Annotated in this window: 12 protein-coding genes; 2 read left to right on the top strand and 10 right to left on the bottom strand. The window is 68.6% G+C overall.

Annotation, left to right across the window (positions count from 1 at the left end; genetic code table 11):
- Positions 1-50: 50 nt before the first annotated feature.
- From KVS69_RS10625 to KVS69_RS10600, 6 genes are all read right to left on the bottom strand, one after another.
- Positions 51-320 (bottom strand): YkgJ family cysteine cluster protein, encoded by a 270-nt coding sequence (locus KVS69_RS10625; protein ID WP_068853868.1) that lies wholly within the window; start codon positions 318-320, stop codon positions 51-53.
- A gap of 127 nt (positions 321-447) precedes the next feature.
- A complete protein-coding gene (locus tag KVS69_RS10620; RefSeq protein ID WP_217538017.1) occupies positions 448-2,427 on the bottom strand; it encodes a type IV pilus secretin PilQ family protein in 1,980 nt (659 codons plus the stop codon).
- Between the two features lie 20 nt (positions 2,428-2,447).
- Positions 2,448-2,945: a pilus assembly protein PilP gene (locus tag KVS69_RS10615; RefSeq protein WP_237334367.1), complete on the bottom strand. Its 498-nt coding sequence runs from the start codon at positions 2,943-2,945 to the stop codon at positions 2,448-2,450.
- A gap of 35 nt (positions 2,946-2,980) precedes the next feature.
- Positions 2,981-3,655: a type 4a pilus biogenesis protein PilO gene (locus tag KVS69_RS10610; protein ID WP_068853871.1), complete on the bottom strand. Its 675-nt coding sequence runs from the start codon at positions 3,653-3,655 to the stop codon at positions 2,981-2,983.
- Positions 3,652-4,491, bottom strand: coding sequence for a PilN domain-containing protein (locus KVS69_RS10605; protein ID WP_068853872.1), 840 nt, complete (start codon positions 4,489-4,491; stop codon positions 3,652-3,654). Before KVS69_RS10605 ends, KVS69_RS10610 begins: the two co-directional genes overlap by 4 nt.
- Positions 4,491-5,549, bottom strand: coding sequence for a pilus assembly protein PilM (locus tag KVS69_RS10600; RefSeq protein WP_345776804.1), 1,059 nt, complete (start codon positions 5,547-5,549; stop codon positions 4,491-4,493). Before KVS69_RS10600 ends, KVS69_RS10605 begins: the two co-directional genes overlap by 1 nt.
- Positions 5,550-5,774: 225 nt before the next feature.
- Between KVS69_RS10600 and KVS69_RS10595 the strand changes: the two genes are divergently transcribed.
- Together KVS69_RS10595 and KVS69_RS10590 are read left to right on the top strand one after the other, a co-directional pair.
- On the top strand, positions 5,775-8,195 hold the full coding sequence (locus KVS69_RS10595) for a penicillin-binding protein 1A (protein ID WP_095363596.1): 2,421 nt from the start codon (positions 5,775-5,777) through the stop codon (positions 8,193-8,195).
- A gap of 157 nt (positions 8,196-8,352) precedes the next feature.
- Positions 8,353-9,000 (top strand): hypothetical protein, encoded by a 648-nt coding sequence (locus KVS69_RS10590; protein WP_068853874.1) that lies wholly within the window; start codon positions 8,353-8,355, stop codon positions 8,998-9,000.
- Between the two features lie 18 nt (positions 9,001-9,018).
- Here KVS69_RS10590 and KVS69_RS10585 read toward each other — a convergent pair whose 3' ends face one another.
- From KVS69_RS10585 to KVS69_RS10570, 4 genes are read right to left on the bottom strand one after another with little or no spacing between them, the layout of a single operon-like run.
- Positions 9,019-10,668, bottom strand: coding sequence for a YadA-like family protein (locus tag KVS69_RS10585; protein ID WP_217538015.1), 1,650 nt, complete (start codon positions 10,666-10,668; stop codon positions 9,019-9,021).
- Between the two features lie 11 nt (positions 10,669-10,679).
- On the bottom strand, positions 10,680-11,378 hold the full coding sequence (locus KVS69_RS10580; RefSeq protein WP_217538014.1) for a fimbria/pilus periplasmic chaperone: 699 nt from the start codon (positions 11,376-11,378) through the stop codon (positions 10,680-10,682).
- 17 nt (positions 11,379-11,395) lie between these two features.
- Positions 11,396-12,529 carry a CfaE/CblD family pilus tip adhesin gene (locus tag KVS69_RS10575; RefSeq protein WP_254622129.1) on the bottom strand — a complete coding sequence of 378 codons (1,134 nt, stop codon included), beginning with the start codon at positions 12,527-12,529 and terminating at the stop codon, positions 11,396-11,398.
- Positions 12,514-15,114 carry a CS1-pili formation C-terminal domain-containing protein gene (locus KVS69_RS10570; RefSeq protein ID WP_217538013.1) on the bottom strand — a complete coding sequence of 867 codons (2,601 nt, stop codon included), beginning with the start codon at positions 15,112-15,114 and terminating at the stop codon, positions 12,514-12,516. Before KVS69_RS10570 ends, KVS69_RS10575 begins: the two co-directional genes overlap by 16 nt.
- Between the last annotated feature and the right edge of the window lie 42 nt (positions 15,115-15,156).

Below are 15,156 nucleotides of genomic sequence, written 5' to 3'. Positions count from 1 at the left end.
CATGATGGCAGGGCTGGCCGCGCAGCGGGATCAAGATTGCCTGAACGCGGCTAAGCCCGTCCTGCACCGTCGAAGATGGCGCTGCAATAGGGGCCGGCCATTTCAAAGCGCCTGCAGACCATCGGCCGTTCGGCATAGATGCCGCAGGACATGGATTCCCGGTCGAGCGCCACGCACCAGCCGTCCGCGCTTTTGGCCATGGCCAGCACGCCATCGGCAATCTCGGTGGTCAGGTTCGAGGGGACGCACTCCGACGGCGCCAGCACGGCAGTAAGCCGGCAGCATTGCGCGGTGCAACCGGAGCAGTGTGCCTGGGCCATGGGGCAGGATAGCGCGGCGGCCTTGCCCTGCCCTGAACCACTCCCGATGGACGAACAGCCAAAAAAAGATCCGGCGCCCTCGCGGGCACCGGATCCTTGCTTACCAACCGTGTGCTGGATCTGCGGCTCAGTTGGTCTTGGCCACGCGCAGCACCTTCGGGGTGACGAAGACCAGCAGTTCGGCCTTGTCCTTGTTGCGGCTGCGCTTCTTGAACAGGTTGCCCAGGAAGGGCACGTCGCCCAGGAACGGCACCTTGTTGACGCTGTTGCGGTCGGTGAACTCGTACACGCCGCCGATCACCACGGTCTGGCCATCATCCACCAGTACGGCGGTGTTGACTTCGCGGCGGTTGATCGAGGGAACCTGGCCGTAGCCTTCCAGCACGATGTAGCTTTCGACTTCATCCTTCTTGACCGCCATGTTCAGGAACACGCGGTTGTCGTTGGTGATGGTCGGGGTGACCTTCAGTTCGAGCAGCACTTCCTTGAACTGCACGTTGGGCGTGGCCGCCTGGCCGGCAGTGCCGCCGGTGATGGTGACGTAGCCGATTTCCTTACCCTGCTTGATCACCGCTTCGCGCTGGTTGGTGGTGACCACGCGCGGGTTGGAGATCACTTCACCGCGCGATTCCTGCTGCATCGCCGACAGCTCCACGTCCAGCAGGTAGCCGGCGTTGAGGATCGACAGTGCCAGCGAACCCGGGTTGCTGGCCGCGGCCACCGGCAGGTTCCAGTTCAGGCCACCGGTGTTGATGGTACGGGGCGGACGCACCGGGATCGGACCGGTACCGCCACCGGCAGCCCACTCGTTGAGCGCTTCCTGGTACTCGGTCGCGTTCTCGCCGTCGCTGGTGACGTTTTCGTGGTTGGTGTTGGTGTTGCCACTGAAGTACACGTTGTCGCGGCTGCCGGTGATGCCGAACTTGGCACCCAGTTCACGCGCGAAGGTGTCGGTGGCGATCACGATGCGGCTCTCGATCAGCACCTGGTCGACCGGGCGGTCGATCACGTTGATCAGCTCGCGCATGCGCGCGACCTTCTTCGGGATGTCGCTGATCATCAGCGTGTTGGTGCGCTCGTCGGCCACCAGGCGGCCACGCGAGGACAGGAACCCGCTGTCTTCCTGCGAGCTGCCGCCGGAACCGCCACCGCTGCCACCACCACCACTGCCGCCGATACCCTTGGCCTCGGTCAGCGCTTTGAAGATCTGCGCGGCGTTGTGGTAGTTGATCTGGACGTAATCGGTGATCAGGTCCTGGCGGTTCTCGATCGCAATGCGGGCGTCTTCCTTCTCCTGCTCGAACTTGGCCAGCTCCGGCTGCGGGGCCACCCACACCACGCCACCGTCACGACGCTTGTCCAGGCCCTTGGCCCGCAGCACGATGTCCAGTGCCTGGTCCCACGGCACGTTGACCAGGCGCAGGGTGACGTTGCCTTCGACGGTGTCGGAAGCAACGATGTTCAGGTTCGACTCCTCGGCGATCAACTGCAGCACGGTGCGCACCGGCACGTCCTGGAAGTTGAAGGTCACCGGCTTGCCGCTGTAGCCACGCTGCGCGACCGCGGTGGCCGCCTGGGTCACCGTGGTGGCGTTGATCGCACCGGTGGCCGGGGCGCTCTTGCGGGCGCTGATCTCGACCACGTACTCGTTGCCGGTCTGGTAGGCCAGCGACTCGAAGGCCGTGTTGGTGTCCAGCACCAGCTGGGTGCCACCGCCATACGGCTTGGGATCGATGCGCTGCACCGGCGTGGCGAAGTCGACCACGTTGATCGACTTCTGCAGGTTCGCCGGCAGGGTCGCGTTGCCCACGTCGATCACGACGCTGTTGCCCTGGCTGCGCAGGTCCGGATTGGCGCCCTTTCCATCGAACTGCAGGATCAGCCGGCCGCTGCCGTCTTCACCGCGCTTGAAATCGATCTTTGACACCGCCAGCGAGGCCGGTGCGGCGGCCGGCGCGGGGCCGACCCCCTGGGTCGTGGCTGCAGCGGCCGGCGTGGCCGCCATCAGGGTGCCATTGGCCACCATGAGCGCGACTCCCAGCGCGCACAGGTGGATCAGCTTCGGGCGCCGGTCGGGACGCTGCAGCATGGCGTTGGAAAAGGTCATCGTGCTATCCCCATAATCATTCATTGATCTTCAAGCGCAAGCGATGCAGGCCGTTCCAGCCAGCCGCCCGCGCCATCCGGCACCAGTTCAATCAGTTCGATCCGGTCTTCGAAGACCCCGGTCACGCGGCCGTCGCTCTGCCCCATGTAGACGGCCGGACGCACCCGATAGGTGACCTTGTCCGGCGCCATCACCAGCGCGACCAGTGCGCTGCCCTTGCCGATCGACCCGACCATGTCCAGGGAGTCCAGCGGGAAGGCTTCCAGCGGCTCCTTGCGGCGGTTCGGATCCGGGCGCAGGCCCGAGCCGCCGGCCTGGGGGTTGGCCCAGGCGTCGGTGAACGGATCACGCATCCCCTGCGCGGAGTACTCGAAGGTCTCGAACTGCTGCATGACAGGCAGCGGTTCGAGCGGCGGTGCCGGGCGGGCGCGCACGTCGGCGACCCACTTTTCCAGGTTGGGCGCGTCACCGGGCGTGCTGGAGATGCTGCGTGCGCAGCCCGCCAACAGGACCAGCATCAGCAGGCCACATACCCGTGCGGTGCTGGCCAGGTTCATGGCTTGCCTCCGTTCGGGCCTGCTGCCTGTGCGGCCGCTTTCTCCTGCGCTTCCATTTCCACGTCGTCCAGGTAACGGTAGGTCTTGACCGTGCCCGACAGTTCCAGCGCGCCGCTGCGCGCGGTGATGCCGGTCTTGGGGTCCTTGGGCTTGAGGTTGATGTCGTGCATGGTCAGGATGACCACGCGCGGCAGCGAAGCCACGCCGCTGACGAACGCACCGAACTGGTGGTAGCTGCCCACCATGCGCAGGGCGATCGGCTTTTCGGCGTAGAACTCCTTGGGCACTTCCTCACCGGGCTGGAACAGCTCGTTGACCAGCCCGCTGGACAGCGCGGTCTGCGAGATGTCGATGATCAGGTCCGGCATTTCGGTCTTGCTGGGCAGCTGGCGCAGCATCTGCTGCAGCACCTGCTCCATCTGGGCCAGCTGCTGCTTGAGCGGCTCCAGGTTGACCGCGCGGCCCTGCTCTTTCTCGAAATCGGCGCGCAGCGAGACTTCGGTCTGCTCCAGCGATGCCAGTTCGTCGCTCTTGCCACTGATCAGCAGGAACCACGAAAGCACGACGATCAGCACGGTCAACAGGGCGCAGAAGACGATCTTCGCCTGCTGCGGCCAGCTGCCGATGTTGTTGAAGTCCAGATCCTTCAGGTTGACTTTCTTCTGGCTCATGCGGCCCCCTTCTGCGGCGTGCTGGACGCCGCCGGTTGCGTTGCCGGGGCGGGAACGATACGGCTGCCCGAAGGCGCCGGCGCAGCCGGGTCAGCGGCCGGTGCCGGAGCAGTGCCCGGCGCAGGTGCCGGTGCGCCAGTTCCTGCCGGCGCCGGCGCAAGCGGGGCCACGGCGGGGGCAGCGGCGGGCGCGGCATTCGGGTCGGTGCCCGGTGCCTCCACGGTGCCATCCGGCGCGATGCCGTCGACCGCTTCGCTCTGCGCGGGCAGCGTCACCTTGACCACGAACACGTACGGCAGCGCGGAAATGTCCGAGACAGGGCCGATCGGCTTGTCCTTCTCTTCTTCCGGCTTCCTGGCTTCGATCACCGACAGTTCCGGCTTGGTCATCCAGCCCGAGCTTTCCAGGTTGCGCATGTAGGCGCTGACCCGGGCGTTGGACTGGGTGCGCCCTTCCAGCGTCAGGATGTCGCCTTCCTGCTTCAGCGCGGTCAGCACCAGCCCGTCAGGGATGGTCCGGACCAGCGCGTCAAACAGGTGCACCATCTGCGAGCGCTTGGCCTGCAGCTGTTCGATCACCTTCTTGCGCGCCAGCAGGCGGTCCTTCTGGCGATCCAGGCGGTCGATTTCCTTGTTCTGCTCCTTGACCCGTGCGATCTCGGCCGTGAGGAACGCGTTGCGGTCCTCCTGGCCACTGAGCTGGCGGTCGTAGTAGAACCAGATCAGCGCCGACAGCACCACGCCTGCGATAGCCGCAAAGCCGAGCATGGTCATGAACTCGCGCTGGCGTTGCTTGCGCCGCTCGGCGCGCCAGGGCAATAGATTGATTCTTGCCATCAGTCGAAGCTCCTCAGCGCCAGACCGGTGGCAATCATCAGCGCCGGGGCGTCCTGGGCCAGGGCATGCGCCTGCACCTTCGGACCCAGCGTCATCTGCGCCAGCGGATTGGCCACCACGGTGGCCACGCCCAGCTGTTCCTCCACCATCTCCGGCAGACCGGCCAGCGCCGCGCAACCGCCGGCCAGCACGATGTGGTCGACCCGGTTGAACTCACTTCCTGCATAGAAGAACTGCAGCAGGCGGCTGATCTGCTGGACCGTGGCTTCCTTGAACGGCTCGAGCACTTCCATCTCGTAGCTTTCCGGCAACCCACCCTGGCGCTTGGCCAGGCCCGCTTCCTCGTAGGTCAGGCCATAGCGGCGCATGACCTCGTCGGTCAGCTGCTTGCCACCGAACACCTGTTCGCGGCTGTACAGGCTGCGCCCGCCACGAAGCACGTTCAGGGTGGTCATGGTGGCACCGATGTCGACCAGCGCGACCACGCCATCGCTGGCGATCGGCAGTTCACTGGCCACCAGCGCGAAGGCGTTTTCGACCGCGAAGGCCTCCACGTCCATCACCCGGGCGGTCAGGCCACCGAGCTCCAGCGCCGATTGGCGCAGCTCCACGTTCTCCGACCGCGACGCCGCCAACAGCACCTGGACCATTTCCGGGTTGTTGGGAATCGCCCCCAGCACCTCGAAATCGAGGTTCACTTCCTCGATCGGGTACGGGATGTAGTTGACCGCTTCGAGCTCGACCTGGGCTTCCATGTCGTTCTCGTCCAGATCAGCGGGCATCGGGATGAGCTTGGTGATGACCGCAGAGCCGGCCACGGCGGCGGCGGCATTCCGGGCCTTGGTGCCTGAACGGTTCACCGCGCGGCGGATGGCCTCACCCACGGCCTCCACTTCCACGATGTTCTTTTCCACCACCGCATTCGGCGGTAGTGGTTCCACAGCGTAATGTTCCACGCGGAAACGATTGCCACTGCGGGAAAGCTGCAAGAGCTTTACTGCAGTCGAGCTGATGTCGACGCCAATAAGCGGCGACTGGCTTTTTGGGATAAGCCCCACGGTTTCTCCCCTGCCGACGGGCACTTGGACGCAAAACTTGCGCCCGCGCATTAATAACGTTTTTTTTGCAATTCGCAACCATCAACGTGCAAAACGTGTACTTACGACACGTTTCACCCGTCCCCTGACGGTGACCGAAATGCTCTCCCCGGGAACAACCCCAGCCGTTCCCTTGCGTAATCTATACTCTGCGGCCACGAAATTCGCAATCGGAATCTGACACTGATGACTCGCCTTCGCCGCTGGCTGCGCTGGTTGCTGGTCGCCTTCCTGGTCCTGGCACTGATCGGCGCCGCGGTCGCCGGGGGCCTGTACTACGCCATTTCCTCCCGTCTTCCCGACGTCCAGACCCTGCGCGACATCGAGATGCAGGAGCCCATGTACGTCTATGCGGCCGATGGCAAGCTCATGGCGGTGTTCGGCGAGTCCCGGCGCACCCCGATCACCATGAAGGAGGTCCCCGAGCGCCTGAAGCAGGCCTTCCTGGCCACCGAGGACGCCCGCTTCTATGAACACGGGGGCGTGGACTACAAGGGCATCGGCCGCGCGGTCTGGCTGCTGGCCACCACCAACGACAAGCGGGTCCCGGGTGGGTCGACCATCACCCAGCAGGTGGCCCGCCAGTTCTTCCTCAGCTCCGAGTACAGCTACACCCGCAAGCTGGCCGAGATCCTGCTGGCGCGCAAGATCGAGCAGGAACTGAGCAAGGACGAGATCTTCGAGCTGTATCTCAACAAGAGCTTCTTCGGCAACCGCGCCTACGGCGTGGCCGCGGCGGCCGAGTTCTACTACGGCAAGAAGCTGGGCGAGCTGAGCCTGGACGAGATGGCCTCGCTGGCCGGCATCCCCAAGTTCCCCTCCAGCGGCAACCCGATCAGCAACCCCGAGCGCGCCCGCGAACGCCGCGACTATTACGTGCTGCAGCGCATGGCCAACCTGGGCTTCATCAGCCAGGCCGAGGCCGACGCAGCCAAGGCCGTGCCGATGCACGCCAGCGCGCATGAGCCCCCGCTGCAGGTCGAGGCCCCCTACGTGGCCGAACTGGTCCGCCAGGAGATGATCGCCCGCTTCGGCGGCGACGTGCTCAACAAGGGCTACCACGTCACCACCACCATCAATGCCGAGATGCAGACCGCCGCCAACCTGGCCGTGCGCGACGGCCTGCTGGCCTACGACCACCGCCACGGCTGGCACGGGGTGGAGCAGCAGGTGGCGCTGGGCGCGGGCGATGATGCGGCCGCACTGGCCGCGCACCTGCGCGGTATCAATGGCCAGTCCGGGCTGTTGCCGGCCATCGTGGCCGGCACCGGCGCCGATGGCAGCGCCACGGTGGTGCTGGCCAACCGCACCGAGGTGGTGCTGCCCGCCTCGGCCGCCAAGTGGACCGGCAAGAGCCCGGCCAAGCTGGTCCAGCGCGGTGACATCGTCCGCGTGCGCGCCGGCGAGAAGGAAGGCGAGTGGTTGCTGGACCAGATCCCGCGCGGCCAGTCCGCGCTGGTATCGCTGGATGCTCAAACCGGTGCGCTGAAGGCCCTGGTGGGCGGTTTCAGCTTCTCCGGCAACAAGTTCAACCGCGCCACCCAGGCGCGTCGCCAGCCGGGTTCGAGCTTCAAGCCGTTCATCTACGCCGCCGCCTTCGACAAGGGCTTCAACCCGGCCTCGATCGTGCTCGATGCGCCGGTGGTGTTCCGCGACCGCCGCGGCAAGACCTGGCAGCCGCAGAACGACGGCGGCGGCTTCCGTGGCCCGATGCGCCTGCGCGAAGCGCTGGTGCAGTCGCGCAACCTGGTGTCGGTGCGCCTGCTTGACGGCATGGGCGTGGAGTACGCGCGCAAGTACATCAGCGAATTCGGCTTTGCCGAAGCCGAGCTGCCGCCGAACCTGTCGATGTCGCTGGGTACCGCTTCGCTGACCCCGCTGTCGGTGGCGCGCGGCTATGCCGTGTTCGCCAACGGCGGCTCGCGCGTGGACACCTGGCTGATCGACCAGGTCAGCGACCGCGACGGCAACCTGGTGTTCAAGGAAAACCCGGCCCGGGCCTGCCGCGAATGCGTGGGCACCAGTGGCGGGGCGCCGGTGAGCCAGGTAGTGGACGGTTTCAACTTCGGTGCCGCTGCCGCACCTGCGCCGGCCGGCCCGGCCAAGCCGCAGCAGGCGGCGGAGCCGGCCGCGCCGGTAGACCCGAATGCGCGCACCGCGCCGCGAGCGATCGATGCGCGCACCGCCTACCAGCTGGTCTCGATGATGCGCGACGTGGTCCAGCGCGGCACCGGCACGGCCGCCAAGGTGCTCGGTCGCGAGGACGTGGGCGGCAAGACCGGCTCCACCAATGACCATCGCGATGCGTGGTTCTCCGGCTTCGGCGGCCCGTACGCCACCACCGTATGGGTGGGCCGCGACGATTTCCGTTCGCTGGGCTACCGCGAGTACGGCGGCCGTGCCGCGCTGCCGATCTGGATCGACTACATGCGGGTGGCGCTGAAGGACACCCCGATCGCGCAGAACGAGCCGCCGACCGGGATGGTCCAGGCGACGCTCAACGGCGCTACCGAGTGGGTCAAGGTCGAGGACATGGAGAAGCTGGCCGAGTACGACTTCAACACCCAGACCCCGCAGGCCGACGACGCGGCGTTCGATATTTTCTGATCCGCGGCTTCGTTCGGCATGGCGTTGACACGCATGGCGTGTCACTACGATCCGGGGTCGAGCGATGTTGGGGTTGCGTAGGGACACGCCGTGCGTGTCCTGATCGTCACAACGTGGGTGTAAAGTCGGGGCAGGTCGTACAAGGGGAGAATCGCTCATGCATCGGGCCCGTCAGCATGCCGAGAGCCAGACCCGCGAACGCCGCCACCGGCTTGCACACGAGGCGGCGCGGTTGATGGCCGAAGGCGGAATCCGCGATTACCACCAGGCCAAGCTGAAAGCCGCCGGGCGACTGGGCATCCACGACGATGCCTCGCTGCCGCGCAATACCGAGATCGAAGACGCCCTGCGCGAGTACCAGCGCCTGTTCGCCGGCCCCGGGCATGGCACGCAGCTGCGACAACGCCGCGAGGCCGGCCTGCGTGCGCTGGAATTCCTGCACGGCTTCGCACCACGCCTGTGCGGACCGGTGCTGGACGGCACCGCCGACGCCAACAGTCCGGTGCAGCTGCAGCTGCACAGCGACGACGCCGATGCCGTGCAGCGGTTCCTGGAAGAACACCGCATCCCGGCCGAGTCGCGAATGCGCCGCCTGCGCCTGGACCGCGAACGCACGATGGACGTGCCGGTGTGGGTGTTCTCCGCCGAAGGGCTGACCTTCGACGTGGCGGTGCTGCCCTACGACGCGCTGCGCCAGCCGCCGCTGTCGAGCATCGACGAGAAACCGATGCGGCGGGCCTCGGCCGCGCAGCTGCGCAGCCTGCTGGCCGAGGACGAGATCAGGGGCTATCTGGACGGCCCCTGAGCACGCGCCGCGAAGGATCTACCAGCCGATGCCCACGCCCATCGCCACGCTGCTTTCGCCGCCCTGGCTGAAGGCGCCACTGAGACTGACGCTGGTGGTGGCGCGACGGTCCAGTACGCGCTGGTAACCCACCGCCAGGGCCGATTCGCCGTCGGCATGGCCGACGCCCGCGCCCAGCCGGTTCCAGGTGGGCAGGCCCGCAGTGTTCATGGCCATGGCGGCCTGCGCACTGCTCATCGCCGCCATGCGGTTCATGCGCTGGTCGAGGCGGTCGAAGCGGCGGTCGATGCCGGCCAGGGCCTGATCGGTGTACGCGTTGGCGCGCTGCACCGCGTCGTCCACGGCGCGGGTGTCGACCGGCGGCAGTGACGCTGCCGACGGCGGTGTCGCAGCGGCCGGCTCGACCGCATGCGCGTCGGCCGCGACGGCAGTCCCGGTGGCAGCGGCCTGCGGGCCTGCGGCGTGGGTCGTGTCCGCCGCCGCCGTGATCGACTCGGCGGCGTCGGCCACGCTGGAGGGCGGACGGGCTCCGTCCTGCGCCGCGAGCGCGTCGACCTGCTCGCCCATGTCGTCCAGCGCCCGGTGTGCCGCGCTTACCGCGTAATCCAGCGCATCCAGCGCCCCGGCCACGGTGCCGTGCCACTTGCCCTGCACCGCGAAACGCATGCCGCGCACGCCGCCTTCGGCATTGACGCTGGTGCCGAGCACGCTGGCCATGTCCGACAGCTGCCGCAGCGACACCACGTCATCGGCGGCGATGCCCGGCAGGACGTTGGTGATGCGTCGACGCAGGCCCTGCCCGCCCACCGAGACCTCCCAGGGGCGCTGCACGATCGAGCCAAAGCCCAGCGCCACGCTGTCATGGGCGTCGGCCCACACCTGGGTCGAGCCGCCGAGCGCCATGCCGTTCTCGGCCAACACGCGCGAGCGCGTGCCGAGCGCGAAACCGTCTGCGGCCCCTTCCAGGACGATCGCTGCACGGCCCAGCGCCACCGAGTTGTTGCCCAATGCCGTGGCGTAGCTGCCGTACGCGGTGGAGCCGCTGGCAACGGCGCGGGCATCGGCGCCCATCGCGGTGGCCAGGAACCCGGCATGCGCGGGCAGGCTCAGTTCGTCCGATCCGACCTTGAAATACCGTTGCACATATTCCAGTGCAGCCACCCGCGCTTCGGCGGCAAACAGCTGCGCGCCGTTGACCGCGTGGGCGCTGCTGGCGCTGACCTCACCGGCGCCCAGCGCCACCAGGCGCGAGCCGCGCAGGTGCACGATGGCGTCCTTGTCGAAACGCACCACATCGCTGAGGTCGGCGCTGACGCCTTGCACGCCGTCGCGCAGCAGGTCGATGTCCAGCCGGTTGCGCGCGATCCGCTCATGGTTGTGATTGACCTGCCACAGCGCATCGGCCCACCCCGGCGGTGCGACCGGAACCTCCGCCGGCGGCACCGCGGGCGCTTCGCAGTACACCAGGCGGTCGCGGACCTGGTCGCGGCCGAACACGCCGGCCACGCCCACGCCGACGCCGAGCCCGCTGGCGAACGCCACGCTGTGCGTCACCTCGGACGTGCTGTCTTCGCGAGGTGCCGGATCCGCCTCGCCCGGCGGCGGAAACGCGGTCGCAAACGCGGTGCCAGGCACCATCAACAACAAGGATCGGTAGAGCACATGCATGGTGTTTCCTCTCAAGGCAGCAGGATCTGCTGGTGTTCGCGGTAGCCGTCGCGGCTGAGCCGGTAATCCACGCGCAGCCGCGCGCCGGGCACCGGCTCGAAGGGCAACGCCAGCGTGGCGCCCGGGTAGACGCTGCGTTCGATGTCGTGGGTGATGCAGGCGGCCGCAACGCAGTGCTCGACCCGGCGGATGCCCAGCCGGAGCGTGCCGTGGTTATGCAGGCGGCCCCCGGCAACCTGCATCGCCACCCGTCCATCGGCAGGCAGGACGTTGACCAGCACGCCCCATACCAGGCTGACGCCGAGGGTGGCAGCGGGCGTCTCCAGGGCATCGGGGCGCGCCTCCGGGTCCTCTCCGCGCACCCCTTCGAAATACACCCGGAACGCGGTTTCTTCCTTGACCGGGGCCAGGGCGATCACCCGCACCAGCCGGCTGCCGCCGCCGGCGAGCGCGAACATGCCCGGCGTCACGGCGATCGCCGCGGCGTCGCCGGTCGGCTCATCCACTTCGCTTTCGTCTTCGGTGGCGGGGGCAACCACGCGCTTGACCGTGGCCCTGACGTACTGAGTTCGGGGCGACTGCGCCTGCACGCGGATGCTGGTGGTGCTGCCCGCGTCGACATGGACACGCATGGGGTGCACGTCCAGGCTGGCCGACACCGGCAGGGCGGGAAGCAGCAACAGCAGCAGGGAAAGGCGATGCAGGCGCATGGAAGTCTCGGTCGGCGTCAGGGGCGTCGGGTGGGCAGGCGCATTTCAATCGTGAGATCGCCCTGGTAGCGTCCGTCGCGCTTTTCGGCCGCTGGCACCCGGGGCGTGATGAAGCTGAGCGGGGTCGGCACGCAGTGCACCGGCTGGTCCATGCCGGGCAGCAGTACCGGCCGCAGTGGGGCGCTGTGGATGCCGGTCAGCACCGTGTGCGCCTCCCGGTGCAGGTCGATCGTGGTGCCCGCATACAGCAGTTGCAGGCGGTAATCGATGCGCTCGTGCGGCGCGCGGCCGCCCGCGTGGTGCCACACCGAAAATGCATCGCGTGGCCGCCCCGGCACGTCTGGGCCGCGATCGCGCGCCACCAGCACCAGCTGGCCGCTGTGGGAACCCAGCCCGTCGTACAGGCACATGTCCAGCACGGCCTCGCCGCCGACGCTGGCCGGCGGCGGTACGGCCCGCAACTGCAACTGCAGGTCCATCGGCGCGGCCGAGCCGCCGTGCTCGGGCAGGTGGATGGCCGCCCGCTCGGTATCGGTCACCGTGACCTCCAGCACGAATACGTGCCGGCCGAGTACCGCGCCGCCCACGCCACCGCGCACGTCCAGGTGCAGCTCGGCCCGCCAGCGCCCGGCCACCAGCGCGCCGATGTCCGTTGCCGCCACCTGCAACGTCGCGGCGGTGCCGGCCGGAGCGATGTGACACTCCCGGGTTGCCGATGTCCACAACGGGTACTCGGATTTGTCCCAGTAGTCATCACTGCAACTGCGCTCCCACTCGACCCGTTCCATCCATCCGCTGACCCCGATGTCGCGGCGCTGGCCGCTGCGCGGTTCGTGGAATTCCAGCAGGATCGACTGGCGCCCGGTCGGTCCTTCGCCGGTGTCGCTGCGCGGGCAGCGCCCGCGCGCGGGGTCATCGGTGCAGGTGACATGCAGGCGGCCATGGCCGTGCACCACCTCGTCGAACCCGAGCACGGTGCGCGGCGCCCATAACGGCAGGGGCTGCGGCGCGGCACGGTCGAAGGCGTGGTTCAGCGTGGTCACGGTGGTGCCTGCGGCCGGCGTGGTGACCGGGGGCCGCTGCGCCGCCGCGGGTTGGGCGACCCACAAGGCCGGTACGAGCATGACGGCGCGCATCAGGGTCCGCTCCATCGCCCCTCCTGCGCGATCGGCGCTGCATCCTTCAGCAACTGCTGCACACGCGGCTGGAGGGCGATGCGGGCGGGCAGCGCGTCGCGCGCCAGGGGCGTGCACGCCACCTGCCCTACCAGCAGCACCACGCTGCGCTGCTCGCGCACCCGCAGCGGGCAGTGCAGCAAGCGACCTGCCTGCAGCAGGTACAGGACCGCTTCGCGCTGCGGGAATTCGGCGATGAACCCGCCGTCGGCCCCGAGCCGGGGAACCGCCGCATTGAGGATGCGCGCACCGGCCAGCGCGGCACCGGCCTTGTCCACGGCGCTGCCGATATAGGTGAAGGTGGCTTCCACGCCCACCGGCAATGCGATCACCCTGCCTGGCAACAGGAAGGGCTGCTGGGCAGGGCCGGGATGGGTCACCCGCACGCTGGCGTCGTGTGCGTGCCCGGGCGCATCCTGGACCTCCACCTGATGCCGCTGATAGCCGCTCAACGGCAGCAGGCGGCGTTGACCGGAGCGCAGCACCTGGCGGCGGCTGGCCCCGGCTTTTACCTCGGCGGCCGCGCCGTCGAACCCGCTGGCAGCGGCATCCTCGACGCTGACGGCCACGCCCGCGTCGGCACCGGGCGCGCCGCCCCAGAACACACCGCGCGGCGACAGCGCCAGCGCCGATCCATGGCTGAGGCTGTACCCGGTTTCGCTGGCATGCGCCTGCCGGTGGTGCGACAGCACGGCACTGGTCTGGCCAAGCGGCGTGGCGGTGCGCAGCGCCAGCAGCGCACCGACGTCGGCGGCGTCCTGCACGCTGACCTCGGTGGCCACCTCGCGCGCGGTCGCGTCCTGTTCGCGGCGCCAGGACTGCGCGAGCAGCAGGCGCTGACCGGCATCACCGGACTGCGTGCGCCGTGCTTCGGCACCGATGCGGCGCAGCTGGCTGGCGCCCGCGGCGTGCTGCAACCGCGAGAGCGTGACCGAGAGCTGCAGGCCCTGGTCGGAGATGCTCCCGGTCTGACGCCACGCGCCCAGACGCGTGCCGATGCTGACGCTGCGCCACTGCCGGGTAAGACCGTAGGCGGCCTGCAGGCTGCGGGCGCTGCCACCGGGCCAGCGGCCAGGTACCTGCGTGCGCCTGCGGCTGTGTCCCAGGTAAAGACTGCCGCCGGACAACGGAACGGTCAGCGATGCGCTGAGGGAATCAGCGCAGTCCACGCGACAACGGCTGCCGCGCAGGCGCTGCCGGTACAGGTTCCAGGAAACGGTGTTGCGCACACTGAGCTGTTGCTGGCTGCCACGCCTGCCGTCGCTGCCGACCAGGGCGCCGACTTCGGCGTGCAGGTCGTGCCTGCCCAGGCGATGTCGGACTCCGGTACGCAGTTCGGCGTGGCTGGCCTCGGCCACGCGTGCCACGCCCAGGCTCATGCCAAGCTGGCGGGCAAGTGGCATGCGCAGGCCGGCCTGCAGGACGCGGTCGCCGGCGTCCACGCGGACATCGCGGGCGCGGCTTCGCCCGCCCTGCACGAACCATTGCAGGCCCGGTTCGCCCCAGTCCTGGGTGCGGGCAAACGGCAGTGTCTCGGTCCGCAGCAGGCGCCCGTCTTCGTGGATGCGCAGGGTCACGTCATAGCTGCCCGGTGGAAACCGGCGGGTATCGAGGTCGGTGACGCCAGCGGGCAGGTAGAACGTCTGCAGCAGTCGCTCGCCGTCGTAGGCATCCACGCGCGCCTGCCGCGACAGCAGCACGGTCAGGGGCGCGGCGCCGGTATCGGCGACGGCATCGACGTAGGCCTGGGTGGTACCGGCGCGAACGCCGTCGAAGCGGTCAAGCGGCAACATGCCGAAGCCGAACTGTCCGCCCTGGGTGCTGGCAAGGTTGCGCCGGTCCATGCGCCCGACCTGCAGGTAGTGGCGCCGGGCCAGGTCATGCCGGTAGTACAGATCGTCGAACTGGAAGTGCGTACGGGCGCGCTGGCCGGGCCAGGCGTGGCGCGCGTAGTTCCAGTTGCCGCCGACATGGCCGGCGCGCAGGACGCCCAGCGTGGCGCTGCCATGCGCGTTGAGGGCGTACTGGCTGCCACTGCCACTGAGCGCGAGCGTCTGCTGGTGCAGCAACGCATTTTCGGCGTGCTCGCTGGGCGCATGCAGCCCGTCGGCACCGGGCGATGCGCGCGGCAGCCAACGCAATGCGGGAAACAGCAGCAGCGCGCCGTTGCCTTCGTCAAAGATGGCATGCATGTGGGTCGGATCCTCGGACGGGGGGCGCCAGCCGCAGCCCGGCTGTGGCTGGCCATGGACGCAGGCCAGGTGGCTGTTGCGCGGCAGCGGTAGGGACAGCGCCGGCAGCAGTGCCTGCTGCGCGGAGGTGGTCATGCCCAGCGCGGCCAACACCTGCGCGGGCTGTTCCAGCTGGACGTGCTCCAGCGTCACCCAGGCCGGCCAGAGGCCGGCGGAACGGCCGAACGCGCGCACTTCCACGCGCTCGCGCTGGCCACTGACAAGATATTCGAAACCGGCCGGCACCGGGCTTGCCTGGACGGCCACGCAGGCCAGCACCAGGACAAGCGCCACCGCCAGCCGGACAAGGGCCGGAGCAGGAATGCGCATGGCAGGGGCGCAGGAACGCCGGCCCCGCAGGGCCGGCGTCCG

Origin of the sequence: Stenotrophomonas sp. GbtcB23, from assembly GCF_019091045.1 — a bacterium.
Taxonomy (GTDB): Bacteria; Pseudomonadota; Gammaproteobacteria; order Xanthomonadales; family Xanthomonadaceae; genus Stenotrophomonas; species Stenotrophomonas rhizophila_A.
The sequence above is the reverse complement of the archived record's forward strand: the minus strand, read 5'-3'. Positions and strand labels throughout refer to the sequence as shown.

Bases quoted from the DNA above. Each gene is read 5' to 3' on its own strand.
- KVS69_RS10625 (WP_068853868.1), bottom strand. From the start codon at position 320: ATGGCCCAGGCACACTGCTCCGGTTGCACCGCGCAATGCTGCCGGCTT.
- KVS69_RS10620 (WP_217538017.1), bottom strand. From the start codon at position 2,427: ATGACCTTTTCCAACGCCATGCTGCAGCGTCCCGACCGGCGCCCGAAG.
- KVS69_RS10615 (WP_237334367.1), bottom strand. From the start codon at position 2,945: ATGCTGGTCCTGTTGGCGGGCTGCGCACGCAGCATCTCCAGCACGCCC.
- KVS69_RS10610 (WP_068853871.1), bottom strand. From the start codon at position 3,655: ATGAGCCAGAAGAAAGTCAACCTGAAGGATCTGGACTTCAACAACATC.
- KVS69_RS10605 (WP_068853872.1), bottom strand. From the start codon at position 4,491: ATGGCAAGAATCAATCTATTGCCCTGGCGCGCCGAGCGGCGCAAGCAA.
- KVS69_RS10595 (WP_095363596.1), top strand. From the start codon at position 5,775: ATGACTCGCCTTCGCCGCTGGCTGCGCTGGTTGCTGGTCGCCTTCCTG.
- KVS69_RS10590 (WP_068853874.1), top strand. From the start codon at position 8,353: ATGCATCGGGCCCGTCAGCATGCCGAGAGCCAGACCCGCGAACGCCGC.
- KVS69_RS10585 (WP_217538015.1), bottom strand. From the start codon at position 10,668: ATGCATGTGCTCTACCGATCCTTGTTGTTGATGGTGCCTGGCACCGCG.
- KVS69_RS10580 (WP_217538014.1), bottom strand. From the start codon at position 11,378: ATGCGCCTGCATCGCCTTTCCCTGCTGCTGTTGCTGCTTCCCGCCCTG.
- KVS69_RS10575 (WP_254622129.1), bottom strand. From the start codon at position 12,529: ATGGAGCGGACCCTGATGCGCGCCGTCATGCTCGTACCGGCCTTGTGG.
- KVS69_RS10570 (WP_217538013.1), bottom strand. From the start codon at position 15,114: ATGCGCATTCCTGCTCCGGCCCTTGTCCGGCTGGCGGTGGCGCTTGTC.